Genomic DNA, 25018 nt, shown 5'->3' on the forward strand with positions numbered 1-25018 from the left:
GCGGGCGTGAAGATCCGCATCCTCGGCTCCGGCACCTCGTCGGGCGTGCCGCGGATCGGCAATGACTGGGGCGACTGCGACCCGGCCGAACCGCGCAACCGCCGCAGTCGCGCCTCGATCCTGGTCGAGAGTGCGACGACCCGCATCCTGGTCGACACCAGCCCCGACATGCGCGAACAGCTGCTCGCCGCCGATATCGCGGATGTCGATGCAGTGATCTGGACTCATGAGCATGCCGACCACACGCACGGCATCGACGATCTGCGGCAGCTGATGCACGCGCGGGGTGAGCCGGTTCCGGGCTTCGCGCCGTCGGCGACGGTTGCGGGCCTCACCGCGCGCTTCCGCTATGTCTTCGAGGGCGGAGGGCCGTATCGCGCCACCGCCACGATCGATCCGCTGACGAACGGCGTGGTCATCGGCGACATTGTCGTCCGCACCGTGGATCAGCCGCATGGCGGCATCACGTCGGCAGGGCTTCGGTTCGAGACTGATGGAAAGTCGGTTGGATATGCAACTGATTTCAATGAATTTACGGCGGAAATGGAGCGGCTCTACACGGGGCTGGATCTGTGGGTTGCCGATGCGCTTCGCCGCGAGCCGCATCCGACGCATCCCCATCTTGCGCAAACGCTCGGCTGGGCGCGCAAATGCCGTGCGCGCCGAACCGTCCTCGTGCATATGGACAATACGATGGATTATAGGATGCTGATTGCCGAACTGCCTGCGGGGGTCGAGCCCGGCTATGACGGCATGGAGATCGTGGCTTGAGCGAGACGCAGATCGTTCAATTGGTGGCGCTGGTCGGCTTCCTCGTGCTGGTGCTGGGGTCGCTCAGCATCCGCAGGCTGCCTTTGGGCTTCATCCTCAAGACCGTGATCGGCTGGGCTGCGATCGCCGGCGTCATCTATCTCGTCGTCGTCAACCGCCACACCATCCTCGATCAGCTCAACACGATCGGGTCGAAGGTCGGGATTTCCGAGGCGCCACAGGTTGCCGAAGGCGAAACCATCCGCATCCAGCTCTCGCCGGACGGCCATTTCTGGGCGCGTGCAACGATCAACGGGGTCGAACGCCGCATGCTGATCGACAGCGGCGCGACAGTGAGCGCGATCAGCGAGGAAACGGCACAGGCCGCGGGCATCGACTATGCGCGCGGGATGCCGGTCAGCGTGTCGACGGCGAACGGCACGGTGGAAGCACGGCGCGCACGTGCGCAGCGGGTCGAGGTCGGGCCGCTCGGCACCGACGATCTCACCGTGTTCGTCGCGTCGAGCTTCGGCGATCTCGACGTGCTCGGCATGAATTTCCTGTCGCGGCTCAAATCCTGGCGGGTAGAGGGGAATGTGCTGATCCTCGAACCGCAATCGGGTGGCGATTTAACATAATGTATATTATCGGACTTTCGTCATGAGCGACCGGGAAGCACCCCCTGCCATCGATATCGCTGCGATCGAGCCCCCTGGCATCGAGCGGCTGATGGCGATCATGGCACGGCTGCGCGATCCTGTGACAGGCTGCGAATGGGATACGGTTCAGACCTTTGCGACGATCGCGCCGTACACGATCGAGGAAGCCTATGAGGTCGCCGATGCGATCGAGCGTCACGACATGGCCGATCTCAAGGATGAGCTTGGCGACCTGCTGCTCCAGGTGATCTTCCACAGCCGCATGGCGCAGGAAGCCGGCGACTTCGACCTGTCCGACGTCATTGCCGGGATCTGCGCCAAGATGGAGCGCCGCCACCCGCATATCTTCCTCGGCGCGGCCGAAGGCGGCCATCACCTCTGGGAACAAATCAAGGCCGCAGAGCGGGGCGACAAGGGGGCCAGCGGTGCGCTCGATGGGGTTGCGACCGGCCTCCCCGCCCTGCTCCGCGCCGAAAAGCTCCAGAAGCGCGCCGCGCGCACCGGCTTCGACTGGCCCGATCCCTCGGGCGCGCGCGCCAAGATCGACGAGGAACTCGCCGAGGTCGAGGCTGCGGCCTCGGATGCCGAGCGCGCCGAGGAGATCGGCGACCTGCTCTTCGCGATGGTCAACTGGTCGCGCAAGCTCGGCGTCGATCCGGAGGCGGCGTTACGCGCCGCCAACACCAAGTTCGAGGCCCGCTTCCGCGCGATGGAAGCTGAGGCCGGTGACGCCTTCGCCACGCTCGACCTCGATGCGCAGGAGGCGCTCTGGCAGCAGGTCAAGCGGCGCTAGTCAGCTTTGTTCTTGTTGTGTTCCATATGCTGCGATAGGCTCCCTCCTCACCGAGAGGAGAACCGCAATGTCGGCCTATGTCACGATCGGCGCCAATGATTCCGAAACGTCGAACCGCTTCTACGATGCCGTGCTCGGCACGATCGGCTGGTCCAGCCATGTCGAATTTCCCGGCTGGCGCGCCTATTCCGAGGGCGGTCGCGGCGACGGGTTCACCATCTGGATCGCCCGCCCCTTCGACGGCGGCGATGCGAGCGCTGGCAATGGATCGATGACCGGCCTGCCTGCCGCGAGCCGGGAACAGGTTGATGACTTCCATGCTGCGGCGCTTGCCAATGGCGGCAGCGATGAGGGCGCGCCGGGGCTGAGGGCGCACTATGGTCCGAACTGGTATGCCGCCTATGTCCGTGACCCGGTCGGCAACAAGCTTGGCGTGATCTGCCGCAGCGACAGTTAGGCCGCGACCGTCGCGTCGGCCTCTACCGCCATCAGCGCGGCAGCATATTTCTCGGCCTCGCGCTCGAAGAGCTTGCTGATCGTGAAGCTCCGCTCGGTCAGAGCGAGGTTTTTGAGACCATCGAGCTTGAACGTGCCGATCTTCTCCTCGCGCGGGATCACGAAATCGCGCGAGATGATCTGCGCATCGACGTACAGCGCATCGCCGCGCATGTAGAGGATATGCGGCGCCAGCACCATGCGCGTGCGGTTGTAGAAGGCGTTCAGGCAAAGCTGCCTGACGATCCCCTCCAGCACGATCGGTGTCGGGTTGGCCGGTGATTCGGCTCCGTTAGCGGTATCCATGGCAATAATCTGGCGACTATGTTGCGATGCAGCAAGTGGAGAATCTTCCGGACGGCCGGAAAAACCGGCCGGTCGCCTGTTATTTCTTGTGCCAGGGCAACGTGATCAGCCAGCTTTTGGGCCGCCCGCTCGGTTTGGGTGTGCCGTCGAGCCGCTCGGCGCGGAGGATCTTAACAGGCTTCAGGATCATCTGCCCCCGCATCACGCCCCTCCCCCCGCCGCTCGGCATCGCGAGCATCCGGCGCACCACGTCCATGCCGCCGATCACCTTGCCGAATGCCGCAAAGCCCGGCGTGTTCGGCCGCGCGTCGAGCGAGGGATTGTCCCCCACCATGATCGAGAAATTGCCGTTCGCCGAATCGGGATCGATGCCATGCGCCATCGAGATCGTCCCGCTCAGATGCCGGATCCCGGTGCGGCTGGTCGGTTCCAGCGGAAGCGCGGGCAACATCCGTCGCGCATCGGTTCCGATTCCGCCCTGGACGAATCCCAGCTTCGGATCGCTCGCGCGCCGTGCGGTGCGATAGAATTCCGTGCCCTCGAATCGGCCGTCATCGACATAGAGGAGGAAATTGGCGACGGTCTTCGGCGCGCGCCGCGCGTCGAGCGCGACTGTGATACTGCCCGCTGAAGTCACCAGCCGGACGCGAACAACGGGTGGTTCGGGCGGCGGCGCGGCAGAGACAAGCGAGAGCGCGCAGAACCCAAGAAAAACACGCCGATCCAACATTATGCGCCGCGAACCTCGAACCTCTCATAGTCCTTCGGCGCCATGCGGACCTCATAGACGGCATGTTCGCCATCCATCCAATGCTCGACGACGTCGCCATGCTGGTGCAGCCATGCCGCGCCGGCGCCGTCGCTGGGGTCGAGCCGGATCGTGTACCGGCGGTGCCCCTGGGTCAGCAGGCCGGAGACCTTACCGATCAGCGTCGCGACCCCTTCCCCGCTGAGTGCCGACACCGCGACCACATCGTCGTGCTTGCCGGCCTCGGCGAGCAGTTCGTCACGTTGTTCCGGATCGAGCAGGTCGAGCTTGTTCCATGCCTCGAACCGCGGCGTGGCGGGATCGACGCCGATCTCCTTCAGCACGGCCTCGACATCGTCCTTCTGCGCCTGCGTATCGGGATGCGCGATGTCGCGGACATGGATCAGCAGGTCGGCCGACACCACTTCCTCCAGCGTCGCCTTGAACGCCGCGACCAGCTGCGTCGGCAGTTCCGACACGAACCCCACCGTGTCCGACAAGATCGCCTTGTCGATTCCGGGCAGCGAAATCTGCCGCAACGTCGGATCGAGCGTTGCGAACAGCAGATTCTCCGCCATGACGTCAGCGCCGGTCAGGCGGTTGAACAGCGTCGATTTTCCGGCGTTGGTGTAGCCGACCAGCGCGATCACCGGCCAGGGTGCGCGCTGGCGCCGGTCGCGGTGCAGGCCGCGCGTGCGGCTCACCGAGTCGAGCTCGCGCCGGAGCCGCGCCATGCGGTCGCGGATCAGCCGGCGGTCGGCCTCGATCTGGGTCTCGCCGGGGCCGCCGAGGAATCCGAAGCCGCCGCGCTGGCGCTCGAGGTGGGTCCAGCTGCGCACCAGCCGTCCCGCCTGATAGTCGAGATGCGCCAGTTCCACCTGCAACCGGCCCTCGGCCGTGCGCGCACGCTCACCGAAAATCTCGAGGATCAGGCCGGTGCGGTCGATCACCTTGCAGCCGAGTGCGGTTTCAAGGTTGCGCTGCTGCACCGGCGTCAGCGCCGCGTCGAACACGGCGAGACCCAGCTCGCTGTCGCGCACCGTCTCGGCCAGCGCATCGACCTGGCCCGATCCGATCAGCGTGCCCGGCTTGGGCGCGCGGATGCGCAGCGCGACGCGCTCGACGACCTCGATCCCGATCGCCAGCGCAAGGCCGGCGGTTTCCTCCAGCCGCGCCTCGGCGTCGCGTGTGCTGCCGCCGAGGTCGGGATAGACCACCACCGCCCGCGCGCCGCGTGCGAACTCGTCTGTATCGCGATCGAAACCGGTACTCATAAACTCAGGCGCTTTGCCTCTCAGCCTTCCTCGCCGTCATCAGCCAGGTTCAGCGGATGGGCGGGCTGGATCGTGGACACGGCGTGCTTATAGACCAGCTGATAGACGCCATCGCGCTGCAGCAGCATGCAGAACAGGTCGAACGCCGCAATCCCGCCTTGCAGCATCACGCCATTGACCAGGAACATGGTCACATTTTCCTGCTGACGCTTCACCGCGTTCAGGAAAACTTCCTGCAAAACCGGGTTCTTGGACGCCGAATCGGGTACCGCATCTACGATCGATGCGACATCGACCGCGCCCGACGGCATGATCGTCGAGATCGCGTGCTTGTAGATCAGCTGCGACTGGCCGTCGCGGCGCAGCAGCACGGAGAAATTGTCGAACCAGGTGACGATTCCCTGGAGCTTCACGCCCTTGACCAGGAACATCGTGACGGGGGTCTTGGATTTACGCAGTGCGTTCAGGAACAGATCCTGGAGGGATGTCTGCTTGTCGGCCATAGGAGCGACTTCCATTGTTTTTGGCAGGATTTTTCCCGCGAGAGCGCCGTTTCCCGGCGTCGGAGGTGCGCCACCCGCGGCGCGTGGAGCAATGTAGGCGGTCGGCCGGGGAAGGTCCAGTGGCCTCCCCCGCCCTGTCGGACGGGTTTTCGACCGACGAGCGTCTTGCGCCGGAATTCGGCGATCAGTCTTCGCGTTCCTCGTGGATCCCCAGCAGCTTGAGCTTCCGGTGCAATGCAGATCGCTCCATCCCGATGAAATGGGCGGTGCGCGAGATGTTCCCCGAGAAGCGCCGGATCTGGATACGCAGATATTCGCGCTCGAACGTCTCGCGCGCTTCCTTGAGCGGCGCGCCCATCATCGCCGTCGCCCCGGCGCCATCGCCTTCGCCGCTGCGGCGGCCGAGTACGTCGGCAGGCAGCAGGTCGATATCGATCCGGCCGATCCGGTCGCCGGGCGCAAGGATCACCGTCGCCTCGACCACGTTGCGCAACTGGCGGACATTGCCCGGCCATTCATAGCTTTGCAGCGCGACCATCGCATCGGCCGCGACCTCGGGAGTCGGCACGCGGCGCTCGGTGGCGTAATGCGCGACGAAATGCTCGACCAGGGGGGGGATATCCTCACGCCGCTCGGTCAGCGGCGGGATCGCGACGGGCACGACGTTGAGCCGGTAGAACAGATCCTCGCGGAACCGCCCCTCGGCGATTTCGGTCATCAGGTCGCGCGCCGTGGCGGAGACCACGCGCACATCGACCTTCACCTGCCGCTGCCCGCCGATGCGGGTGAATTTCTGTTCGGTCAGCACGCGCAGGATCCGCCCCTGCGTCGCCAGCGGCATGTCTGCGATCTCGTCGAGGAACAGGGTTCCGCCATGGGCCTGTTCGAGCAGGCCGGGATGGACGAGATCGCCGTCCTCGACCCCGAACAGCTCTTCCTCGACGCGCTCGGGTGTCATCCGGGCCGCGCTGACGATCACGAAAGGTCCGCTCACACGGTTGCTCCATTCGTGGAGCAGGCGCGCGGCGACTTCCTTTCCGGTACCGGGCCCGCCGGTGATCATCACCCGACTGCCGGTCGCGGCGACCCGCTTCAGCGTCGCGCGCACGCTGTTGATCGATCCGGAAGTGCCCGTCAGATCGGTCTCGCGCCCCACGCTCGCGCGCAGCGAAGCGACCTCGCGCCGCAGGCGTTCGGTCTCGGTTGCGCGCTCGACCAGGAGCAGCAGCCGTTCGGCTTCGAACGGCTTCTCGATGAAGTCGCTCGCGCCGCGCCGGATCGCCGCGACCGCGGTGTCGAGATTGCCGTGGCCGGAGATCACCAGCACCGGGAGCGAGGGATCGCGCCGCTTGATCTCGTCGAGCAGTTCCAGCCCGTCGAGCCGCGATCCCTGCAGCCATACGTCGAGCAGCACGAGGCTCGGCCGCCGTTCGGCAATCGCCTCGAGTGCGGCATCGCTGTCCGCGGCGCCGCGCGTCTCATAGCCTTCGTCCTCGAGCACGCCTGCAACCAGTTCGCGGATGTCGCGCTCGTCATCGACGACCAGAATGTCCAAGCTCATACGCGTTACCCGTTCTTCGTTCTGGTTAGCCCGGCCGGCATTGCGCCACCGGGTTCGTCACTGCCGTCCTCGCCACCGGTTCCCGCCAGGCGCTCCAGCGTTGCCATGTCGAAGCACAGCGTCACGCGCGTGCCGCCGCCGGGGCGGTCGGCAAAGGTCATCGTCCCGAAATGCTCCTCGACGATCTTCTTGACGATCGCGAGCCCCAGGCCGGTGCCGCGCGCGCGCGTCGTCATATAGGGCTCGACGATCCGTTCGCGTTCGGCGGGAAGGCCGATGCCGTTGTCGTCTATGTCGATCAGCAGCTGCCCCGACTCGCCCGCGCGGATCGTCATCTCCACCAGGCCGCGCTCGCCCTCGCCTTCCGCCTCGGTCCGCATCTCGACCGCCTCGGTCGCGTTCTTGACCAGATTGGTCAGCGCCTGGCCCAGCTGTCGGCGATCGCACACCAGCGCCGGCACCGGATCGGGATGAGTCAAGGTGTAACGGATCTCGGGCTTCGCCACCTCGTGCAGGAACATCGTCTGCCGCGCGATATCGAGCACCGATTCCTCGCGGAAGATCGGCTTGGGCATCCGCGCGAAGGACGAGAATTCGTCCACCATCCGCCGCAGGTCGCCTACCTGCCGCACGATCGTGTCGGTCAGCTTGGCGAAGGTGCCGTCCTCGGCATCGACCTGCTTGCCATAACGGCGCTGGAGGCGCTCGGCGGCGAGCTGGATCGGGGTCAACGGGTTCTTGATCTCGTGCGCGATGCGGCGCGCCACGTCGGACCAGGCTGCCCGCCGCTGGTCGAGCAACTGCTGGGTGATGTCGTCGAACGTCAGCACCTGCCCGCCTTCGTCACGGGTGATCTTCACCGCCAGCGTCCGTGCCTCGCCGCCGCTGGCGAGCTGGACGATATCCTCGCGCGCTTCGCCCCCGAGCAGATGGTCGAGCTCGGGCGCGACGTCGGACAGCAGCCGCCCGACCGGTGCCTCGCCGGGATTGAGCAGCGCCATGGCCGAGCTGTTGATGACGCGGATGCGCTGGTCCGCATCGATCGAAACCACGCCCGCAGTCACGCCGGACATCACCGCCTCGATCAGCGCGCGGCGGCTCTCCGACTGCGCGTTGGCAGCGACGAGCGCGTTGGTCTGTTCCTGCAGCCGGTCGGTCATCCGGTTGAACGCCGTCGCGAGGATGCCCAGCTCGTCCTCCGCACGCGTGGTCGGCACGCGCGTGGCGAGATCACCCTCGGCCACGTCCCGCGCCGCCTTGACCAGGTCGCCCACCGGACGGACGAGGCGATCGGCGATCTCCAGCGCGACCCAGACGGCAAGACCGACGATCAGCAGCGAGAGAACCAGCAGCGCGATGTTGAACTGGAGCTGGAGGGAGCGCGAACGCTCGGTCAGTGCGGCATAGTCCCGCACGACTGACTCTGCACGCGCCTTGCGTTCCAGCAGCGCCGGGTCGACCACGCGAGCGGCATAGAGATAGGTGTTCGGCGTACCCGGAAACCGCGTGAGCGCGCGGATGCGTCCGCCCGCATCCTCGACCACGATCTGCTTCTTGCCCGATTTCAGTTCACGGATCGCGCTTGCGTTCACCTGCTCCTCGATCAATCGCTCATACGGATTGAGGATGGCAAGCGTCAGAATTTCGCCCGTGCTGGATTCACGGACGATTGCGGCTTCGGACAGTTCGCGCTGGGTCGTCTGAACCAGCAGATAGTTGAAGAACTCGCGGCTATCGATCGGAACGCCTTCGCTCAGCGCGCGCGCCAAATCGATCGACATCGCCTCGGTGTTGGCGCCGACGCGCTGTCCCAGGTCATCGAAGCTGCCCTGCGCCACCTTCGACGCATTCTCCAGCATCGATCGCGCACGGTCCGAATACCAGAACTCGACGCCATACTGGAACAGCAGCGACGCGACGATCGACACGAAGATCGTCGGCACGCTCGCCAGGATCGAGAAGATCGCCACCAGCCGGACGTGTAGCCGCGCCCGCCCGCCCAGCACGGAACGCGCCGCGCGCCGCATCGCAACGCGGCGGCCGATCAGCACGATCAGCGCGACCAACGGAACAAGGTTTGCGACCAGCAGCAGCGCGACAAGGGGCGGGGTCAGCAGGCGCTGCGATTCGGTGTTGCCGCTGATCACCAGATAGGTGGTCAGCATCATGCCGACCGCCACGCCGAAGATGACCAGCTCCAGGATCGGGGTAAGCGTGAACCGCCGCGCACCCGGCAGTGTATCGGCAATCGGCTCGGCGACGGCGGTCATCGTTGCATGGCTACAACATAGCCGTTGCCTTGAAAACACACTTCTTGCGGCAATCCGTCGCTAGGGCGTGCCATCCTGCCGCGGTCCGCCGAGGTCGATCCCTAGCGTATCCAGCCGCTTGCGGAGTATGGGTACGTCACTTTCCCGCCAACCGGCGAGTAGTGCAGAAGCCGTCTTCCTTAAATGCCAAGCAAGTCCGAAAGCCGATGTCTAATTAGTAACTTTCTTTGCCCAAGGGTACTGATGAACTATTTGGCAGCCTGAATTGCTGCACAACATTACGTAACATGTATTTCCCGAGCACACCGTAACTGTGCTAGGGGCTGGATCCTGATTCTGCGCATAAACTGCAAGCGGCGCGGTGAAGCCCGCAATAACAAGTGATAAAAGAGATATTGTCTTCATCACAAGCCTCCGGCGAGTTCCGAGAGAAATGCTAGGGACATATTGGCTATCGTATTGGAGGGACCTGTTCAAGTGCTAAGTCGCTTCTAGGTTGGGCATTGCGACGTGCGGCCGTGAATTCTGGAACGCTCGGCGCATGACTATAATTCCCACTCTATGCATGATCATCCTGGCGCGATCCGCCGACATCGATGCCCAGCGTATCGAGCCGCTTGCGCAGCGTGTTGCGGTTGATCCCCAGCGCCCGCGCCGCGCGCAGCTGGTTCTGGCCGTGGCGTGCCAGCATCGCTTCGATCAGCGGACGCTCGACCTCGCCGATGATGCGGTCGTAGAGCGTGCCGTCCTCAAGCACCTTGGGTTCCTCGACCGCGATCCGCGCCAGCCGCGCATGCACTGCCGCCTCGATCCCTTCGTCGCGCGCCGCGGGCAGCAACGCTGCGGCCTCGCCCAGCATCGTCCGCACCGCCGCCGCATCGATCCATTCGTCGCGGTGGAGCGCGGCCATGCGGCGCATCAGGTTTTCCAGCTCGCGGACATTGCCCGGCCAGTCATGGGCTTCGAGCGTCGCGATGGCATCGTCGCCGATCGCCTTGCGCGGCAGTCCGTCCTCGACCGCGCGGTCGAGGAAGTGGCGCGCAAGCAGCTTGATGTCCTGCCGCCGCTCCCTCAACGCGGGCAATGCGATCGGCACCACGTTGAGCCGGTAGAACAGGTCTTCGCGGAACGCTCCCGCCACCACCTGGCTCATCAGATCCTTGTTGGTCGCTGCGACGATGCGCACGTCCGCGCGGATCGCCCGCGCTCCGCCCACGGTGGTGAATTCGCCCGACTGCAGCACGCGCAGCAGCCGCGTCTGCGCCTCCATCGGCATGTCGCCGATCTCGTCGAGGAACAGTGTCCCGCCCGACGCCTGTTCGAACTTGCCCGCGACCCGCGCCGCGGCGCCGGTGAACGCGCCCTTCTCGTGCCCGAACAGCTCGGCCTCGATCAGCTCGCGCGGGATCGCGGCCATGTTGAGCGCGACGAACGGCGCACGCCGCCGCGGTCCCAGATCGTGGATCGCCTGCGCGACCAGTTCTTTGCCGGTCCCGCTCTCCCCCGTGATCAGCACCGTCAGCTCGTTCGAGACGACGCGTGCGATGATGCGGTACACGTCCTGCATCGCCGGTGACCGGCCGATCAACGCGACGGCGTGATCTTCATTTGCTGCGACATCGTCCACCAGCCGCCGCCCCCGTGCCAGTGCGCTCGCTACCGTGGTGGTCAGCGCATCGAGGTCGAACGGCTTGGGCAGATAGTCGAACGCCCCCGCCTCGGTCGCGCGGACGGCGGTCGCCAGCGTGTTCTGCGCCGAGAGGACGATGATGGGCAGATCGGGGTACTCGCCGGTCAGCGTCGCCACCAGATCGAGGCCGTTGCCGTCGGGCAGGACCACGTCGGTCACCACCACATCCGGCATCGCTCCGCGCATCTCGCGCTTGAGATCGCCCAGCGACGCGGCCGCGGTGACGCGGTGCCCCGCGCGGCGCAGCGCCTGCGTCACCACCGTGCGGATCGCGGCATCGTCGTCACAGATCAGGATGGAGCCCGTCACGCTCATGTGTGTTGCCGCTTTCGAAGAACGATCCTGGCCAGCACATAGATGCCGACCCCGATCCAGATCACGTTGAGCGCCGCCGAGGGCAGCGCCCCGCGGACATAGGTGTTGATCAGCATCCCGGCGGCGCCCGCGACGTTGAGCGTCTGATAGGCGATGCTGTCGCCGTCGAGCCGCTTGGTCGAGACCAGGCCATAGGCCGCCAGCACCAGCACCGCGCCTGCCCAGCCGACGATATCGACCCAGTCCATAGTCAACCGTCCGCGCGGGGCAGGTTGACGCGGAACACGGTCATCTCGGGATCGCCGGCGCGGGCGTATTCGACTACCCCGCCCATGTCGCGTACCAGCTTCTCGACCAGCGGCAGCCCCAGCCCCTTGCCCTCCGGCTTGCCCGAGACGAACGGCTCGAACAAATGGCTGGCGATATCCGCCGGCGCGCCCGGGCCGTTGTCGCTGACCGAGAATTCGATCGGCAGCCAGCGGCGCGGCTGGTCCGGGCCCGGCCGCATCGCGACGCCATGGCGATATTGGGTCACCAGCACGATCTTCGGATCGGGCGTGTCCTTGAGCGCCTCGGCAGCGTTCTTGAGCAGGTTCATCGCCACCTGCTGGAACGCATCCCTGTCCATCATCACCGGCGGAAGCGAGGGGTCGAACCGCTCCTCGATCGTGATCCCGCGCGCGAAGCCGGCCAGCGCCACGCGCCGGGCATGATCGAGCAGAGGATAGATGTTGTGCGGCGCCAGCTTGGGCGGGCGCGTGTCGGTGAAATCCTGCATCCGGTCGATCAGCGCGGCGATGCGATCGACTTCGTCGGTGATGAGCTTGGTCAGCTCGACCCTGCCCTCGCCGCCATCGGCCCCGTCGTCGTCCGCCAGCAGCTGCGCCGCGCCGCGAATGCCCGAAAGCGGGTTCTTGATCTCGTGCGCCAGCATCGCCGCGGCGCCTACCGCCGCTCGTGCGCCCGCGCTGCGGTCCGCGCCGACGGAAAGGCGTCGCGACGTCGGTGCCTGATGCAGCGTCACGATCCGCCAGCCGGGATGTTCCGAGATCGGCTGCTCGATGAAATCCACCCGCGTCCGCGGGGATCGCGTCGGTTCGATCTCCACGTCGAACGCGGCAAAGCCATGCCCGTCGCGCCGCCCCAGATACCCCTCGGGCGGCGTGACGATACGGTCCAGCCGCTGCCCCAGCATCGCCTTCTCGCTATGGTTGAGCAGATGTTCGCACGCCATGTTGGCTCGTACCACCCGGTCCTGCGGATCGAGCACCAGTGCGGCCACGGGCAACCCGCCGAACAGCTCGGTCAGGTCGGGTTCGCCCGCCTGCGGCGGCGGCCTCAGGCCGCTTCTTGAGGGCGCCATAGCTCGTGCAACGGCTTGCCGCGGAACTGCGCATAGAATTCGTCGAGCATCGCCAGCACCGTCGCCGCCTTGGCTTCCTGGTTCACCTTGTTGCGGAACTCGGCCGATCCGTGCAGCCCCTTGGTGTACCAGCCGATATGCTTGCGCATCAGATTGACGCCGGTCATCTCGCCATAATGATCGAGCATCGTCGCGTAATGCTCTGCGATCAGGGCATATTGTTCGTCGATGCTCGGGTCTTCCCGCTCGCCCTGCCCGGTCAGCGCGTCCATCACCTGCCGCAGCAGCCACGGCCGGCCATAGGCGCCACGCCCGATCATCACCCCGTCCGCGCCCGATTGCTCCAGCGCCGTGCGCGCGTCGTCGGGCGAGCAGATGTCGCCATTGACGATCACCGGGATCGACACCGCGTCCTTGACCTTGCGCACGAACGCCCAGTCGGCGCTGCCCTTGTACATCTGGTTGCGCGTGCGCCCGTGCACCGTGATCATCTGCGCGCCGATATCCTCGGCCACCCGCGCCAGCTCGGGCGCGTTGAGGCTGTCATGGCACCAGCCCATCCGCATCTTGACGGTCACCGGCACCTTCACCGCCTTGACGCACGCCTCGATCAGCTTGGCCGCCAGGTCCGGCACGCGCATCAGCGCCGACCCGGCATCGCCATTGGTAACCTTGCGCACCGGGCAGCCCATGTTGATGTCGATGATCGCAGCGCCGCGATCCTCGTTGAGCTTCGCCGCCTCGCCCATCTCATAGGGGGTGCAGCCGACGAGCTGCATCGACACCGGCTCCTCGATCGGGTCCCATGCCGCCTTCTGGATCGACTGGCGCGTCTCGCGGATCGCGGCCTGGCTTGCGATCATCTCGGTGACGTTGAGCCCCGAGCCGTAGCGGCGCACGAGCCGGCGGAACGGCAGGTCGGTGACCCCCGTCATCGGCGCGAGCAGCACCGGCGTCTCGACCGTCACCGGGCCGATCTGGATGGGCTTCAACATCGTCATCTGTGCCTGAAAAATAGGCAGCGGCCTCTACAGGTGCAACCGCGATGATGCAAGCTCAGCGCGGCAGCAGGTTCGGGGCGAAGTCGACGAATGCACGCAGCTTGGGCGAGGCATGGCGGCTGCTGGGCCACATCACGCAAACTTTGGTGCGCTTTTCGAGATAATCGTCAAGGACGCTCACCAGCGTCCCGCGCTTCAACTGCTCCGTCACCGAGATGTCCGGAACGCACGCGATGCCCAGCCCAAGCTCGGCCAGCCCGATCTGTGCCTCCAGCGCATTGGTGACCAGGCTGACATTCATCTCGAACGGCACCGGCTCGCCATCGTGCGCCAGCGGCCATTGATCGAGCCTGCCGCTGGACGTGTAGCGATAGACCAAGGCGGGATGCCGGATCAGGTCCGCAGGGGTTTCCGGCGTCCCGGCCTCGCGGAAATAGTCCGGCGACCCCACGATCATCCGCCGGAAATGGCCGAGCGTCCGCGTCATCAGCCGCGAATCGTCATGCTCCCCGGTGCGGATCACCGCGTCGAACCCCTCCCCGATCACATCGACCACCCGGTCGTTCGCATCCAGTTCCAGCTCGATGTCGGGATAGCGGCGCTTGAACGCCGCGAGCTGCAGCATCGGCACCATGCTCATCGACGGCACGCTGACCCGCAGCCTGCCCTGCGGCACCGCCTGGCCCTGCGTGACCTCCAGCTGCGCCGCTTCGAACTCGCACAGGATGCGCCGCGCGCGCTCAAGGAAGGTCGCGCCTTCCTGCGTCAGCGTGATGCTGCGCGTCGATCGGTGGAACAGCCGCACGCCCAGCTGGTCTTCCAGCCGCGCCACTGCCTTGCTGATCGCGGATGCCGATGTGCCAAGTCTCCGCCCCGCTTCGGTAAAGCCCCCTGCATCGACCGCCTGCACAAAGGCGTGAAGCGCACCCAGACTGTCCATCGCACTTCCCCGATGCCCGACAAAATAGCCAAAGTGTTTTGCACTATGTCCTATTTTTCTCGAATTCGGAACCGCCTAATTCCCGCCCCACGAGCTGATTGCTGCTCTGCAACACGTTTCGACAAGGGGTTTCGATCATGACAAGTGCGACGATCGCGATACCAGACAGCCCGGCCACGGCCCGGTTGCCGCTTTCCGGCCTGCTGGCGCTTGCCATGGCGGCCTTCATCACCCTGCTGACCGAGATCCTGCCCTCGGGCCTCCTTCCCCAGATGGCCGCCAGCCTCGGCAAGTCCGAGGCGCTGATCGGCCAGCTCGTCACCGTCTATGCCGTCGGCTCGCTGCTCACGGCGATCCCGTTGACGATCCTGACCCAGAACTGGCGGCGCCGTACCTTGCTCCTCCTCGCCATCGGCGGGTTCGCGGTGGTCAATACCGTGACGGCGGTCTCCGACAACTACGTCGTCACGCTGATCGCTCGCTTCTTCGCGGGGGTCAGTGCCGGCCTGCTCTGGGCATTGGCGGCGGGCTATGCTGCGCGGATGGTGCCGGAGCATCTTCAGGGCCGCGCCATCGCCGTCGCCATGGTCGGCGCGCCGCTCGCGCTGTCGCTCGGTATCCCGGCGGGCACCTTCCTCGGCACGCTCATCGGCTGGCGCTGGACCTTTGGCATCATGAGCGCGCTGACCGTCGTGCTGGTCTTCTGGGTGCTCGCCAAGGTGCCGGACTTCCCGGGTCAGAAGCAGGGTCAGGCATTCTCGCTCAAGTCGGTGCTGACCATCCCGGGCATCCGGCCGGTGCTGTTCGTCATCTTCGCCTATGTCTTCGCCCACAACATTCTCTACACCTATATCGCCCCCTTCCTGGCGCAGGCGGGGATCACCGATCGGGTCGATACGGTGCTGCTGGTGTTCGGCGTCGCGTCGCTGGCCAGCATCTGGATCACCGGCGTGCTGATCGATCGCTGGCTGCGCGAACTGGTCCTGATCAGCATCGTCCTGTTCGCCCTCTCGGCGGTGGCGCTGGGTATCGCGGGCACGGTGCCGGTGGTGGTCTACGCCTCTGCGGCGATCTGGGGACTGGCATTCGGCGGTGCGGCAACGCTGTTCCAGACCGCCTCGGCCAAGACTGCGGGCGAAGCTGCCGACGTCGCCCAGTCGATGCTGGTCACCACCTGGAACCTCGCGGTCGCGGGCGGCGGCATCGCCGGCGGGCTGTTGCTGGAGGGCATCGGCGTCGGGGCCTTCCCCTTCGCGGTGCTCGCCCTGCTTGCCGCGACCCTGCTAGTCGCTGCGGCCGCCCGTAGCCATGGCTTCCCGGCGGCCAAGCGGGGATAGGCGGGAGTCGGCAACGCCTCTCGTTGCGCGATCGCGATCGCCCAGTGGGCCATATCCATTGGCTGCCGATCCGAACGCCCGGCAATTCTATCGAGCGCAGCCCCGGCCTGATTGGGCTGCGCTCGTCCTTCTATGCTCAGCCGCTCCTCAAGGGCGGCTCGATCCATCTCTATCCACTTGGCATGAAACGCTATCCACCCTAGGCGGCGCACATGCTGAGTAACTCGCGTTTGTTTGCAGCCCTGTTCTGGGCCGCCCTTGCCTTCGCTGTGTTCATGGCCACCCGGCCCCAACCGCCGGCGCTTCTCGCTGAAACGAATGACAAGGTTCAGCATATTGTTGCTTTTGCGGTGCTGACCGCTCTTGCGCGGTTTGGCTTTCCCCGGCTGCACTGGATGCTGATCCTGGGCGGCCTTACGCTTGCCGGAGCAACGATCGAACTTCTGCAGATGATTCCGGCTCTTGGCCGGGAAGCCAGCTGGGCAGATTTCGAAGCGGACGCTGCCACGATCGCAGTCATGCTGTTTGTGACGGAGTCCATGCGTAGAATGCTGGCAAGATCCGCATAGCGCATCGTGCCGAAAGCTCGAATCGTTGCGGGCCTAACAACTTTCCTACACGCCCCCGCCCCGCTAGGCAGGCTGGATGCGATCCGTTGCACTTCCCGCCCTTCCCGTCACCGGGGTTGCCATGGTGGCGCCCGACCGTCGCGACATCGCCGCTTCGGTGTCGCATCGATGTCGCGCGCCTGTCGCATATCGGTTCAATGCCGTCGCGTCCGTGTCGCGTCACTGTCGCGTCGCTGTCGCGTCATGACCGTCGCCGCGATCATTGTCGCCGCCGGAAAGGGGGCTCGCGCCGGCGGTTCCGTGCCGAAGCAGTTCGCCCTACTCTGCGGAAAACCGACGCTTATGCATAGTGTTACCGCACTATCCTTGCATCCGGCGATAACCGACATCACCCTCGTAGTCGGCGAGGGCCAGGAAGATGACGCCTGTGAAAAACTGGGTGGTTGCATGAACTTCGTGAAGCTGGTGACCGGCGGCGCCGAACGCCGCGACTCGGTTCGCGCGGGGCTTGAAGCGCTCGACGCCAAGAGCGTCACCCGCGTGCTGATCCACGACGCCGCCCGCCCCTTCCTGTCCGCTGCGGTGATCGATGCCCTGCTCGCCGCGCTCGATCACGCGCCGGGCGCCGTCCCCGCCCTGCCCGTCGCGGACACGCTGGCCAGGGGGGACGCCCTGCTCGGCGACAATGTCCCCCGCGCCGGTCTCAACCGCATCCAGACGCCGCAGGCCTTTCATTTCGATGCCATCCTCGCCGCGCACCGCGCCTGGCCGGGAGGCGAAGAAGCTACTGACGACGCCCAGATGCTCCGCCGCATGGGTCAGGACGTCATGCTGGTGCCCGGAGACCCAATGCTCGAAAAGATCACCCACCCCGCCGATTTCGCCGCCGCGGAGGCGCGTCATGCCGCCACGATGATCTCGCGCAGCGCGACCGGCTTCGACGTCCATCGCTTCGAGGCCGGACAGGAATTGTGGCTCGGCGGCGTCCTGATCCCGCACGACAGGGGGCTGTCGGGGCATAGCGACGCGGATGTCGCGCTCCATGCCATCACCGATGCGCTGCTCGGCACGATCGGTGCGGGCGATATCGGCATGCACTTCCCGCCCAGCGACCCCAAATGGCGCGGCGCCGCCTCCGCGCAGTTCCTCGAACATGCCGCGGGACTGGTGCGCGAACAGGGCGGGATCGTCGATTTCGTCGATGTCACGATCATCTGCGAGGCACCCAAGATCGGCCCGCATCGCGAGACGATCCGCGCCAGCATCGCCGCGATCCTTGCGCTGCCCGTATCGCGGGTCAGCCTCAAGGCCACCACCACCGAGCGCCTCGGCTTTACCGGCCGCGGCGAAGGCATGGCCGCACAGGCCATCGCCACGGTCCGTTTGCCGGAGTAAGTCTATGCGTATCTCCCGTCTCGCCACCGCTGCCATGCTCTGGGCCGGTCTCGCCGCGTCCTCCGCCGCTTCTGGCCAGTCCGCCCGTCCCTGCCTGACCGGCAACGAGGCGGAGGCGCTGTTCCAGGTGATGCTGCCCGACATGATCCGCGAGATGGGCCGCGTCTGCACCGCGCTGCCCGCCAATGCGTTCCTGCGTCAGCCGAGCGCTGCCTTCATGGCGCGGATCAATGCCGGGGTCGCGCCTGCCATGCCCGCTGCACAGGGCGGGATCCGCAAGCTGCTCGGGCCGGATGCCGGGTTCATCGCCGAGTCGCAGTTCGCGATTCCGGCCGTCCGCGCGATCATCGCGCCCGCGATCGCGCAGGAGGTGAAGCCTGCCGATTGCCCGGGGCTCGACAAGATCGTCACCAATCTCGCTCCGCTCCCGCCCCGCAATCTGGCCGGGGTCTTCGCCGCGTTGCTCCAGCTCAGTCAGAATGACGAAAAGCGCGCGCCAAGGCTGCCGATATGCCCTATGGGCCGCCCGCGATGAGTGAAGTGATTCTCCCCGAGGCGCTGGTCGAGGCTGCGCGCAAGGTCGTCGATGCGAACCGCGCCGCAGGGCGCAAGGTCGCCATTGCCGAGAGCTGCACCGGCGGCCTCGTCTCCGCCGCGATCACCGAAATTCCCGGCTCGTCCGATGTGATGAGCGCCGGCTTTGTCACCTATTCGAACGAGGCCAAGATGGCGCAGCTGCGCGTCAGCCGCGACGTGCTGGAGACGTTCGGCGCGGTCTCGATCGCGACGGCGTGGAGCATGGCGCAGGGCGCGCTGGAGGCAAGCGACGCCGATGTGGCGGTCGCGATCACCGGCATTGCCGGCCCGGGCGGCGGGAGCGACAAGAAGCCGGTCGGCCATGTCGTCTTCGCCCGCGCGGAGAAAAACGCCGATCCTGATGTGGTGGTCGCCGATACGCGCGAGTTCGGCGATCTCGGCCGCGGCGGCGTTCGCCTTCAGGCTGCGCTGTGCGCGCTCGAGCTGCTGCTGCCGGGCGAGCCCGCGGTCCCGGCCGACGAATCGCCGTAGAGCGCGGCGGCGCGCTGTTCGAAGGCGTTGATCATCATCCGCAGCGCCCGGTCGAACACCTGCCCCGCCAGCATCTCGAACACCCGGCTCTTGAAGGTGAAGTCGACCTCGAAATCGATCAGCACTCCGCCCTCACCGTCCGACCGGAACTTCCAGTCGTTGTGCAGGTGCTTGAGCGGCCCCTCGAGATAGTCGACCCGGATATGCCCGGGCCGCTGCTTGGTGACCCGGCTGCTGAACGTCTCGCGCAGCCCCTTGAAGCCGACGATCAGGTCCGCGACCATCTCCGTCTCGCTGTCCGAACGGACGCGTACCGCGCTGACCCAGGGCAGGAACTCGCCATAGCGCGCGACATCGGCCACCAGGTCGAACATCTGCTCCGGCGTATAGGGCAGCCGCCGGGTTTCGGCGTGACGCGGCATCAGGCGGTAACCGCCGCCTTCGCCAGCTTGGCGGCCCGGGCGTCGCGCATCTTCGCGAAATCGTCGCCGGCGTGGTAGCTCGACCGGGTCAGCGGCGACGACGCCACGAGCAGGAAGCCCTTGGCGCGCGCGATCGCGGCATAGGCGTCGAACGCCGCCGGAGTCACGAAATCCTGCACCTTGGCGTGGCGCGGCGTAGGCTGGAGATACTGGCCCATCGTCAGGAAATCGATGTCGGCGCTGCGCATGTCGTCCATCACCTGATGAACCTCCAGCCGCTCTTCGCCGAGGCCGAGCATCACGCCCGACTTGGTGAAGATCGACGGATCGAGCTTCTTGACCGTCTCCAACAGCCGGATCGAGGCATAGTAGCGCGCGCCGGGGCGGATCGTCGGATAAAACCTCGGCACCGTCTCGAGATTGTGGTTGTAGACGTCGGGCCGCGCCGCGACGATCATCTCGACCGCCTGCTCATGCTTGTTGCGAAAATCGGGCGTCAGGATCTCGATCGTCGTGGTCGGGCTGGCCTTCCGGATCGCCTCGATCACCTTGACGAACTGCTTCGCGCCGCCATCGGGCAAGTCATCACGATCGACCGAGGTGATGACGATATGCTCCAGCCCCATCTGAACCGCGGCGTCGGCGACGTTGTTCGGCTCCATCGGATCGACGGCGCGCGGCATGCCTGTCTTGACGTTGCAGAAGGCGCAGGCGCGGGTGCAGGTGTCGCCCAGGATCATCACCGTCGCGTGCTTCTTGCTCCAGCACTCGCCGATGTTCGGACAGGCGGCCTCTTCGCACACCGTCGTCAGGCTCTTTGAGCGCATCAGCGCGCGAGTCGCGGCAAAGCCGGCGGAGGTCGGCGCCTTTACGCGGATCCAGTCGGGCTTGCGCTGACGTTCCGGACGGGCTTCGGGGATCGGTGCCATTTCGCTCATCGCGCGCAGATAGCGATCCCGCACGCCGCTTGCCAGCCCCTACGGCCTGCGCCAATGAAGCGCGCATGACTCACTTCACCGATCTCGTCGACGGCTATCGCCGTTTCCGCAGCGCCGACTATCGCCGTCAGCGCGAACGCTGGGCGCAGCTTGCGGAGGCACAGTCGCCCAAGGTCATGGTGATCGCCTGTTCGGACAGCCGCGTCGAACCCGCGCAGATCTTCGACACGCTGCCGGGCGAAATCTTCGTGGTCCGCAATGTCGCCAACCTAGTCCCGCCGTTCGAGAATGACGGCGGGCGGCATGGCGTTTCGGCAGCGCTCGAGTTCGCGGTGACCAGACTCAACGTCGAGGAAATCGTGGTGATGGGACATGGTATGTGCGGTGGCGCGCACGCCGCGCTGACCGAGATGTTTCAGGACGCCGCACCCGGAGACGGCGGCTTCGTCCACGCCTGGGTCAGCCTGCTCGATGGTGCGCGCGACCGGGTCAAGGCGAAGTACGGCAACGGGCCGGAGGCGTCGCGTGAGATGGAACTGGAAACCGTCCGCACCTCGATCGCCAACCTGCGCACCTTCCCGTTCATTCCCGAGCGCGAAGCCGATGGCCGGCTGACCGTCCACGGCGCCTATTTCGCCATCGCCGACGGGGTGCTGCATGTCATGGACGAAAGCGGCAGCTTCGCTCCCGCCTAGCTGGCCGCCAGGGCGGCGCGTGCCATCGACTCGAATTCCGGATCGATCGCCGGCGGCACCATCGGCACCTTCGCCTCAAGCTGATCGGCGATAGCCGTCAGCGCCGCGATTCGTCCCGCCTTGCGACTGTTACCGTCGATTACCGTCCAGGGTGCCTGCTTGGTGCTGGTCTTTGCGAACATATCTTCGATGGCTTCGAGATACTCGGCGCGTTTCGCCCGGTTGCGATAGTCGTCCGGCCCGGTCTTCCAGCGTTTCCACGGATCATCGAGCCGTTCGGCCAGCTCCTTGTCCTGCTTCTCCTGGGTGATGTGGACGAACAGCTTCACGATCGTAGCGCCCGTATCGATCTGCTGCGTCTCGAAATCGTTGATCTCGCCATAGCCGCGCGTCCACTCGGCCTTACTCGCATAGCCCTCGACCCGCTCGACGAGTACGCGGCCGTACCAGCTGCGGTCGAAGACCGCGATGTGCCCTCGCGCCGGCAGTCGCTTCCAGAAACGCCAAAGGAAATGATGGGCGAGTTCGTTCTCGCTCGGCGCCGCGATCGGCATCACTTCGAAGAAGCGAGGATCCCAGCGTGCGGTGAGGCGCTTGATGATGCCGCCCTTCCCCGCTGCGTCCCACCCCTCGAGTACCAGGATCGCCGGCCGCTTGTGGATGATGTGGGCGACCTGGATCAGCTCGAGCCGTGCCTGCACATCGGCAAGCGCCTTTTCATAGTCCCCTGCGAACTTGTCGCCGGTTTCATAGTCATTGAGGTCGATTTTCATGTCCGGTAGCCTAACACCGGCGAAAGCGCGCTGAAATGCCCTGCATTTGCGCCCTAGCGGCCTTCGCATGAGCCCCATCCGTGAATTATGACAGCGGGGTGCGCAGGGGTCGCGCACGTGTATCCGGGAATAGGTAGTTATGGCGGCGCAGCGTTTGGTAATTGAGGGGCGCGTGCAGCGCGTGGGCTATCGCGACTGGGCGGTTCGCACCGCACGCCAGCTGGGCGTGATCGGATGGGTCCGCAACCTCCAGGATGGCCGGGTCGAAATTCTGGCGGATGGCGAGGACATGGCGCTCGACACCTTCGTCGATCGTTGCCGTGAGGGACCTGCAATGGCCAATGTCGCCAAGGTCGATGCGATGCCGGCGGAAGCCGGCAATGTGAAGGGCTTCACAAAGCGGTTCACCGCTTAGGGCTATTCATCGACCAGCTTCATCAGCCTTCGTTCGACTGGCGCAAGCACGGGGCCGAGTTCGTGCCCGCGCTTGAGCACCGCGCCGCTTTCGTTGACCAGCGCCCACATACCCTGCCGATTGCGCAGCGACGGGCGTTTCTCGACTCGAAATTCGGGGCGCTCGGCGGCACGGCGGAACGCAGCAAAGACGGCGGCGTCTCGACCGAATTGGATCGCATAGTCGCGCCAATGCCCAGCCGCCACCATTCGTCCGTACAGATCCAGGATCCGGGTGAGCTCAAGCCGCTCGAACCCGACCTGGTCGGGTGCCTTGAGCGGAAATGGCGTGACGATCGCGCTCACGCCCGGTCGCGCTGCTTCCCGGTGCGGCTGCCGGTTTCACGTTCGGCGAGCAGTTCATCGACCCGCTTGCGCATCGCCTCCAGTTCGCAGCGCATGATTTCCAGCTTCTGCGTTGCGGGGTCGTAAAGCTCGCTGCACGGTGTGCCGTAAGGCACGAAGTCCTTCTGCCACTTGTCCGCTTCGACCAGGGTCGCCTTGGCGGGGATGCCGACCATTACGGCTCCCTCGGGCACATCCTTCGTGACTACCGCATTTGCGCCGATACGCGCACGCGGGTTGACCGTGATCGGACCAAGCACCTGCGCGCCCGAGCCAATGATGACGCCGTCCATCAGCGTGGGATGCCGTTTGCCCGCAACGCCATTGTCGGGACTGGTGCCACCGAGCGTCACGCACTGATAGATGGTGACATCGTTGCCGATCTCCGCCGTCTCGCCGATCACCACGAAACCATGGTCGATGAAGAAGTTACGGCCGATCCTTGCGCCCGGATGGATGTCGATTCCGGTCAGCCAGCGCGATGTGTGATTCACGAAACGGGCGAGGAAGAACAGGTTCGCCCTGTACAACCGGTGCGCGACGCGGTGCCAGAAAAGCGCCCAGACGCCAGGATAGAGAAGAATCTCCGCACGGCTCCGCGGCGCGGGATCCCGCGCGCGAATCGAATCCAGATAGGCTCCCAGACCACCGAACATGAACAGGCCCCTTTTGTACTGAGAGGTATTTAGGCGAGGCCGGGGGCATTTTCCAGTTTGACGCGTTGCCCGCTTGTCCTGTCTAAACACGATGTATCTTGTAGGGATTGAACCTCGCCGCCAAACCGGGCGCGCCTGCAACAACTACCGGCAGTCAGGGCGAAAGGGATTTGATGTTCGAAGCGATCGACTTCCAGGCACTTCTTCCCTTCATTGCCGTTGGATTCGCCGCGCAGATCGTGGATGGCGCGCTGGGCATGGCCTTCGGCGTCATATCCAGCACGCTGTTGGTCAGCGTGCTCGGCGTTCCGCCCGCGACCGCTTCGGCCGGTGTCCATCTGGCCGAGTGCTTCACCACCGGCGTTTCGGGCATCAGTCACGCGATTCATAAGAATGTGAATTGGAAGCTGTTCTTCCGCTTGCTCGTCCCCGGCATCATCGGCGGCGTCACCGGTGCGTATCTGCTCACCTCACTCGACGCCTCGATCACACGGCCGTTCGTGATGGGCTATCTTGCGCTGATCGGCATCTATCTGCTGTGGCGAGGCATCAGCTTTCCGACCCGCCATCATCGCGAGCCGAAGATCGTCGAACCCCTTGGCCTTGCCGGCGGCTTTCTCGACGCGGCGGGCGGCGGCGGCTGGGGTCCGGTCGTCACCAGCAACCTGCTGATCCAGGGCACGCAGCCACGCTACACGATCGGAACGGTCAACAGCGTCGAGTTTTTCCTGACTCTGTCGGTGTCGATCACCTTCATCTTCCATCTTGGCCTGTCAGCCTTCACCGAGGCTGTCGTCGGCCTGCTCGTCGGCGGCGTCCTCGCCGCACCGTTCGGCGCCCTGCTCGCCAAGCGCGTACCCACCAAGACGCTGCTGATCCTCGTCGGCGTCGTCCTGACAGTCACCAGCAGCTACAGCGTCTATCGCGCGCTGACTTGAACTGTTCGATCAATGTTGATTGATTGAGTGACTGTCTCGATCAATCCAAGCGAGACTTCCTGTTTCATCTCCGTTGCACTGCAACCTATATGCGGCGTCGCACAAGTTGCATTGCATCATAACGGAGAAACCAGAACATGGCCCTCATCGGAAGCTCGCTCAAGCCGTTCACTGCGACCGCCTTCAAGGAAGGCAAGTTCGTCGACGTCACCGACGCCGACGTGCGCGGCAAGTGGGCCGTCTTCTTCTTCTACCCGGCGGACTTCACCTTCGTCTGCCCGACCGAGCTGGAGGACCTCGCCGACGTCTATCCGACCCTGCAGAAGATGGGCGTCGAGGTATATTCGGTGTCGACCGACACGCATTTCAGCCACAAGGCATGGCACGATACCTCGCCCGCGATCGGCAAGATCAACTACTATATGCTGGGCGACCAGAACCACACGCTGTCGAGCAATTTCGACGTGCTGCGTGAGGGTCAGGGCCTTGCCGACCGCGGCACGTTCGTGATCGATCCGGAAGGCGTGATCCAGATCGTCGAGATCACCAGCGAGGGCGTCGGCCGCAACGCGCAGGAGCTGCTGCGCAAGATCAAGGCAGCGCAGTATGTTGCAGCGCACCCGGGTGAAGTCTGCCCGGCAAAGTGGGAAGAGGGTGAAAGCACTCTGGCCCCGTCGCTCGACCTCGTCGGCAAGATTTAAGCCGAAGAAGACCTAAGCGCCCGTCCCTCTCCCCCTGTGCGGGCGCCCAAGCGGCCCGGG

The 25018-nt window shown here is 65.4% G+C and carries 29 protein-coding genes; 13 read left to right on the forward strand and 16 right to left on the reverse strand.

Annotated elements, in window-relative coordinates; genetic code table 11:
• Positions 1–6: 6 nt before the first annotated feature.
• The 4 genes from BDW16_RS00625 to BDW16_RS00640 all read left to right on the forward strand — a co-directional run bounded on the left by BDW16_RS00625 (position 7) and on the right by BDW16_RS00640 (position 2659).
• A complete protein-coding gene (locus BDW16_RS00625; RefSeq protein WP_066575060.1) occupies positions 7–771 on the forward strand; it encodes an MBL fold metallo-hydrolase in 765 nt (254 codons plus the stop codon).
• Positions 768–1388: a retropepsin-like aspartic protease family protein gene (locus BDW16_RS00630; protein ID WP_066575063.1), complete on the forward strand. Its 621-nt coding sequence runs from the start codon at positions 768–770 to the stop codon at positions 1386–1388. The genes BDW16_RS00625 and BDW16_RS00630 overlap by 4 nt, the downstream gene beginning before the upstream one ends.
• A 22-nt stretch (positions 1389–1410) precedes the next feature.
• Positions 1411–2202 (forward strand): nucleoside triphosphate pyrophosphohydrolase, encoded by a 792-nt coding sequence (mazG, locus tag BDW16_RS00635; RefSeq protein WP_066575065.1) that lies wholly within the window; start codon positions 1411–1413, stop codon positions 2200–2202.
• A 67-nt stretch (positions 2203–2269) separates the two neighbouring features.
• On the forward strand, positions 2270–2659 hold the full coding sequence (locus BDW16_RS00640) for a VOC family protein (protein WP_066575066.1): 390 nt from the start codon (positions 2270–2272) through the stop codon (positions 2657–2659).
• Here the strand turns inward: BDW16_RS00640 and BDW16_RS00645 are convergent.
• The 11 genes from BDW16_RS00645 to BDW16_RS00695 all read right to left on the reverse strand — a co-directional run bounded on the left by BDW16_RS00645 (position 2656) and on the right by BDW16_RS00695 (position 14668).
• On the reverse strand, positions 2656–3003 hold the full coding sequence (locus BDW16_RS00645) for a hypothetical protein (protein ID WP_066575067.1): 348 nt from the start codon (positions 3001–3003) through the stop codon (positions 2656–2658). The two genes, BDW16_RS00640 and BDW16_RS00645, sit on opposite strands and share 4 nt — an antisense overlap.
• A 79-nt stretch (positions 3004–3082) precedes the next feature.
• The gene (locus BDW16_RS00650; protein ID WP_066575068.1) at positions 3083–3733 is read right to left on the reverse strand and encodes a peptidylprolyl isomerase; all 651 of its coding nucleotides are present in this window, start codon (positions 3731–3733) and stop codon (positions 3083–3085) included.
• The gene (gene hflX, locus BDW16_RS00655; protein WP_066575069.1) at positions 3733–5025 is read right to left on the reverse strand and encodes a GTPase HflX; all 1293 of its coding nucleotides are present in this window, start codon (positions 5023–5025) and stop codon (positions 3733–3735) included. Before hflX ends, BDW16_RS00650 begins: the two co-directional genes overlap by 1 nt.
• 20 nt (positions 5026–5045) lie before the next feature.
• A complete protein-coding gene (hfq, locus tag BDW16_RS00660; RefSeq protein WP_371836684.1) occupies positions 5046–5558 on the reverse strand; it encodes an RNA chaperone Hfq in 513 nt (170 codons plus the stop codon).
• A 154-nt stretch (positions 5559–5712) separates the two neighbouring features.
• A complete protein-coding gene (ntrX, locus tag BDW16_RS00665; RefSeq protein ID WP_066575082.1) occupies positions 5713–7089 on the reverse strand; it encodes a nitrogen assimilation response regulator NtrX in 1377 nt (458 codons plus the stop codon).
• A 5-nt stretch (positions 7090–7094) separates the two neighbouring features.
• Entirely contained in the window at positions 7095–9359 is a 2265-nt protein-coding gene (locus BDW16_RS00670) for a sensor histidine kinase (protein ID WP_066575089.1), read from the reverse strand.
• A gap of 559 nt (positions 9360–9918) precedes the next feature.
• Positions 9919–11364, reverse strand: a complete 1446-nt coding sequence (ntrC, locus tag BDW16_RS00675; RefSeq protein WP_066575091.1) for a nitrogen regulation protein NR(I) — start codon at positions 11362–11364, stop codon at positions 9919–9921.
• A complete protein-coding gene (locus BDW16_RS00680; RefSeq protein ID WP_066575093.1) occupies positions 11361–11612 on the reverse strand; it encodes a CBU_0592 family membrane protein in 252 nt (83 codons plus the stop codon). Before BDW16_RS00680 ends, ntrC begins: the two co-directional genes overlap by 4 nt.
• 2 nt (positions 11613–11614) lie before the next feature.
• A complete protein-coding gene (locus tag BDW16_RS00685; RefSeq protein WP_066575096.1) occupies positions 11615–12727 on the reverse strand; it encodes a two-component system sensor histidine kinase NtrB in 1113 nt (370 codons plus the stop codon).
• Positions 12703–13728, reverse strand: coding sequence for a tRNA dihydrouridine synthase DusB (gene dusB, locus BDW16_RS00690; protein WP_066575099.1), 1026 nt, complete (start codon positions 13726–13728; stop codon positions 12703–12705). The genes BDW16_RS00685 and dusB overlap by 25 nt, the downstream gene beginning before the upstream one ends.
• A 55-nt stretch (positions 13729–13783) precedes the next feature.
• Complete coding sequence (locus BDW16_RS00695; RefSeq protein WP_066575102.1) at positions 13784–14668, reverse strand: LysR family transcriptional regulator; 885 nt, start codon at positions 14666–14668, stop codon at positions 13784–13786.
• A 137-nt stretch (positions 14669–14805) separates the two neighbouring features.
• On the opposite strand from BDW16_RS00695, the gene BDW16_RS00700 reads away from it, so the two are divergent.
• The 5 genes from BDW16_RS00700 (at position 14806) to BDW16_RS00720 (ending at position 19037) form a co-directional block, all read left to right on the forward strand.
• Positions 14806–16005, forward strand: a complete 1200-nt coding sequence (locus tag BDW16_RS00700; protein WP_066575104.1) for an MFS transporter — start codon at positions 14806–14808, stop codon at positions 16003–16005.
• Positions 16006–16217: 212 nt separating this feature from the next.
• Complete coding sequence (locus tag BDW16_RS00705) at positions 16218–16574, forward strand: VanZ family protein (protein ID WP_066575106.1); 357 nt, start codon at positions 16218–16220, stop codon at positions 16572–16574.
• 243 nt (positions 16575–16817) lie between these two features.
• Positions 16818–17969: a bifunctional 2-C-methyl-D-erythritol 4-phosphate cytidylyltransferase/2-C-methyl-D-erythritol 2,4-cyclodiphosphate synthase gene (locus BDW16_RS00710; RefSeq protein WP_066575108.1), complete on the forward strand. Its 1152-nt coding sequence runs from the start codon at positions 16818–16820 to the stop codon at positions 17967–17969.
• A gap of 4 nt (positions 17970–17973) precedes the next feature.
• Complete coding sequence (locus BDW16_RS00715; RefSeq protein WP_075152049.1) at positions 17974–18504, forward strand: hypothetical protein; 531 nt, start codon at positions 17974–17976, stop codon at positions 18502–18504.
• Positions 18501–19037, forward strand: coding sequence for a CinA family protein (locus BDW16_RS00720; RefSeq protein ID WP_066575701.1), 537 nt, complete (start codon positions 18501–18503; stop codon positions 19035–19037). The genes BDW16_RS00715 and BDW16_RS00720 overlap by 4 nt, the downstream gene beginning before the upstream one ends.
• Here BDW16_RS00720 and BDW16_RS00725 read toward each other — a convergent pair.
• Positions 18965–19459: a type II toxin-antitoxin system RatA family toxin gene (locus BDW16_RS00725; RefSeq protein ID WP_066575115.1), complete on the reverse strand. Its 495-nt coding sequence runs from the start codon at positions 19457–19459 to the stop codon at positions 18965–18967. The two genes, BDW16_RS00720 and BDW16_RS00725, sit on opposite strands and share 73 nt — an antisense overlap.
• Positions 19459–20397 carry a lipoyl synthase gene (lipA, locus tag BDW16_RS00730; RefSeq protein ID WP_066575703.1) on the reverse strand — a complete coding sequence of 313 codons (939 nt, stop codon included), beginning with the start codon at positions 20395–20397 and terminating at the stop codon, positions 19459–19461. Before lipA ends, BDW16_RS00725 begins: the two co-directional genes overlap by 1 nt.
• A gap of 65 nt (positions 20398–20462) precedes the next feature.
• Between lipA and BDW16_RS00735 the strand changes: the two genes are divergently transcribed.
• Positions 20463–21092: a carbonic anhydrase gene (locus tag BDW16_RS00735; RefSeq protein ID WP_066575117.1), complete on the forward strand. Its 630-nt coding sequence runs from the start codon at positions 20463–20465 to the stop codon at positions 21090–21092.
• On the opposite strand, the gene BDW16_RS00740 is transcribed toward BDW16_RS00735, so the two are convergent.
• Entirely contained in the window at positions 21089–21865 is a 777-nt protein-coding gene (locus tag BDW16_RS00740) for a polyphosphate kinase 2 family protein (RefSeq protein ID WP_066575119.1), read from the reverse strand. The genes BDW16_RS00735 and BDW16_RS00740 overlap by 4 nt on opposite strands.
• A 139-nt stretch (positions 21866–22004) precedes the next feature.
• Between BDW16_RS00740 and BDW16_RS00745 the strand changes: the two genes are divergently transcribed.
• The gene (locus tag BDW16_RS00745; RefSeq protein ID WP_066575122.1) at positions 22005–22280 is read left to right on the forward strand and encodes an acylphosphatase; all 276 of its coding nucleotides are present in this window, start codon (positions 22005–22007) and stop codon (positions 22278–22280) included.
• Positions 22281–22282: 2 nt separating this feature from the next.
• Here BDW16_RS00745 and BDW16_RS00750 read toward each other — a convergent pair whose 3' ends face one another.
• Positions 22283–22624 carry a DUF2794 domain-containing protein gene (locus BDW16_RS00750; protein WP_174532038.1) on the reverse strand — a complete coding sequence of 114 codons (342 nt, stop codon included), beginning with the start codon at positions 22622–22624 and terminating at the stop codon, positions 22283–22285.
• Entirely contained in the window at positions 22621–23319 is a 699-nt protein-coding gene (epsC, locus tag BDW16_RS00755; RefSeq protein ID WP_066575124.1) for a serine O-acetyltransferase EpsC, read from the reverse strand. Before epsC ends, BDW16_RS00750 begins: the two co-directional genes overlap by 4 nt.
• Positions 23320–23492: 173 nt before the next feature.
• Between epsC and BDW16_RS00760 the strand changes: the two genes are divergently transcribed.
• Entirely contained in the window at positions 23493–24257 is a 765-nt protein-coding gene (locus tag BDW16_RS00760; protein ID WP_066575131.1) for a sulfite exporter TauE/SafE family protein, read from the forward strand.
• 137 nt (positions 24258–24394) lie between these two features.
• Positions 24395–24958 (forward strand): alkyl hydroperoxide reductase subunit C, encoded by a 564-nt coding sequence (gene ahpC, locus BDW16_RS00765; RefSeq protein WP_066575133.1) that lies wholly within the window; start codon positions 24395–24397, stop codon positions 24956–24958.
• The last annotated feature ends 60 nt before the right edge of the window (positions 24959–25018 follow it).

Origin of the sequence: Sphingomonas koreensis, from assembly GCF_002797435.1 — a bacterium.
GTDB classification, from domain to species: Bacteria; Pseudomonadota; Alphaproteobacteria; order Sphingomonadales; family Sphingomonadaceae; genus Sphingomonas; species Sphingomonas koreensis.

Coding starts and splice junctions, on each gene's coding strand:
- mazG (WP_066575065.1), top strand. CDS start 1,411: ATGAGCGACCGGGAAGCACCCCCTGCCATCGATATCGCTGCGATCGAG.
- BDW16_RS00640 (WP_066575066.1), top strand. CDS start 2,270: ATGTCGGCCTATGTCACGATCGGCGCCAATGATTCCGAAACGTCGAAC.
- BDW16_RS00645 (WP_066575067.1), bottom strand. CDS start 3,003: ATGGATACCGCTAACGGAGCCGAATCACCGGCCAACCCGACACCGATC.
- BDW16_RS00650 (WP_066575068.1), bottom strand. CDS start 3,733: ATGTTGGATCGGCGTGTTTTTCTTGGGTTCTGCGCGCTCTCGCTTGTC.
- hflX (WP_066575069.1), bottom strand. CDS start 5,025: ATGAGTACCGGTTTCGATCGCGATACAGACGAGTTCGCACGCGGCGCG.
- ntrX (WP_066575082.1), bottom strand. CDS start 7,089: ATGAGCTTGGACATTCTGGTCGTCGATGACGAGCGCGACATCCGCGAA.
- BDW16_RS00670 (WP_066575089.1), bottom strand. CDS start 9,359: ATGACCGCCGTCGCCGAGCCGATTGCCGATACACTGCCGGGTGCGCGG.
- ntrC (WP_066575091.1), bottom strand. CDS start 11,364: ATGAGCGTGACGGGCTCCATCCTGATCTGTGACGACGATGCCGCGATC.
- BDW16_RS00680 (WP_066575093.1), bottom strand. CDS start 11,612: ATGGACTGGGTCGATATCGTCGGCTGGGCAGGCGCGGTGCTGGTGCTG.
- BDW16_RS00685 (WP_066575096.1), bottom strand. CDS start 12,727: ATGGCGCCCTCAAGAAGCGGCCTGAGGCCGCCGCCGCAGGCGGGCGAA.
- dusB (WP_066575099.1), bottom strand. CDS start 13,728: ATGACGATGTTGAAGCCCATCCAGATCGGCCCGGTGACGGTCGAGACG.
- BDW16_RS00695 (WP_066575102.1), bottom strand. CDS start 14,668: ATGGACAGTCTGGGTGCGCTTCACGCCTTTGTGCAGGCGGTCGATGCA.
- BDW16_RS00700 (WP_066575104.1), top strand. CDS start 14,806: ATGACAAGTGCGACGATCGCGATACCAGACAGCCCGGCCACGGCCCGG.
- BDW16_RS00705 (WP_066575106.1), top strand. CDS start 16,218: ATGCTGAGTAACTCGCGTTTGTTTGCAGCCCTGTTCTGGGCCGCCCTT.
- BDW16_RS00710 (WP_066575108.1), top strand. CDS start 16,818: ATGACCGTCGCCGCGATCATTGTCGCCGCCGGAAAGGGGGCTCGCGCC.
- BDW16_RS00715 (WP_075152049.1), top strand. CDS start 17,974: ATGCGTATCTCCCGTCTCGCCACCGCTGCCATGCTCTGGGCCGGTCTC.
- BDW16_RS00720 (WP_066575701.1), top strand. CDS start 18,501: ATGAGTGAAGTGATTCTCCCCGAGGCGCTGGTCGAGGCTGCGCGCAAG.
- BDW16_RS00725 (WP_066575115.1), bottom strand. CDS start 19,459: ATGCCGCGTCACGCCGAAACCCGGCGGCTGCCCTATACGCCGGAGCAG.
- lipA (WP_066575703.1), bottom strand. CDS start 20,397: ATGAGCGAAATGGCACCGATCCCCGAAGCCCGTCCGGAACGTCAGCGC.
- BDW16_RS00735 (WP_066575117.1), top strand. CDS start 20,463: ATGACTCACTTCACCGATCTCGTCGACGGCTATCGCCGTTTCCGCAGC.
- BDW16_RS00740 (WP_066575119.1), bottom strand. CDS start 21,865: ATGAAAATCGACCTCAATGACTATGAAACCGGCGACAAGTTCGCAGGG.
- BDW16_RS00745 (WP_066575122.1), top strand. CDS start 22,005: ATGGCGGCGCAGCGTTTGGTAATTGAGGGGCGCGTGCAGCGCGTGGGC.
- epsC (WP_066575124.1), bottom strand. CDS start 23,319: ATGTTCGGTGGTCTGGGAGCCTATCTGGATTCGATTCGCGCGCGGGAT.
- BDW16_RS00760 (WP_066575131.1), top strand. CDS start 23,493: ATGTTCGAAGCGATCGACTTCCAGGCACTTCTTCCCTTCATTGCCGTT.
- ahpC (WP_066575133.1), top strand. CDS start 24,395: ATGGCCCTCATCGGAAGCTCGCTCAAGCCGTTCACTGCGACCGCCTTC.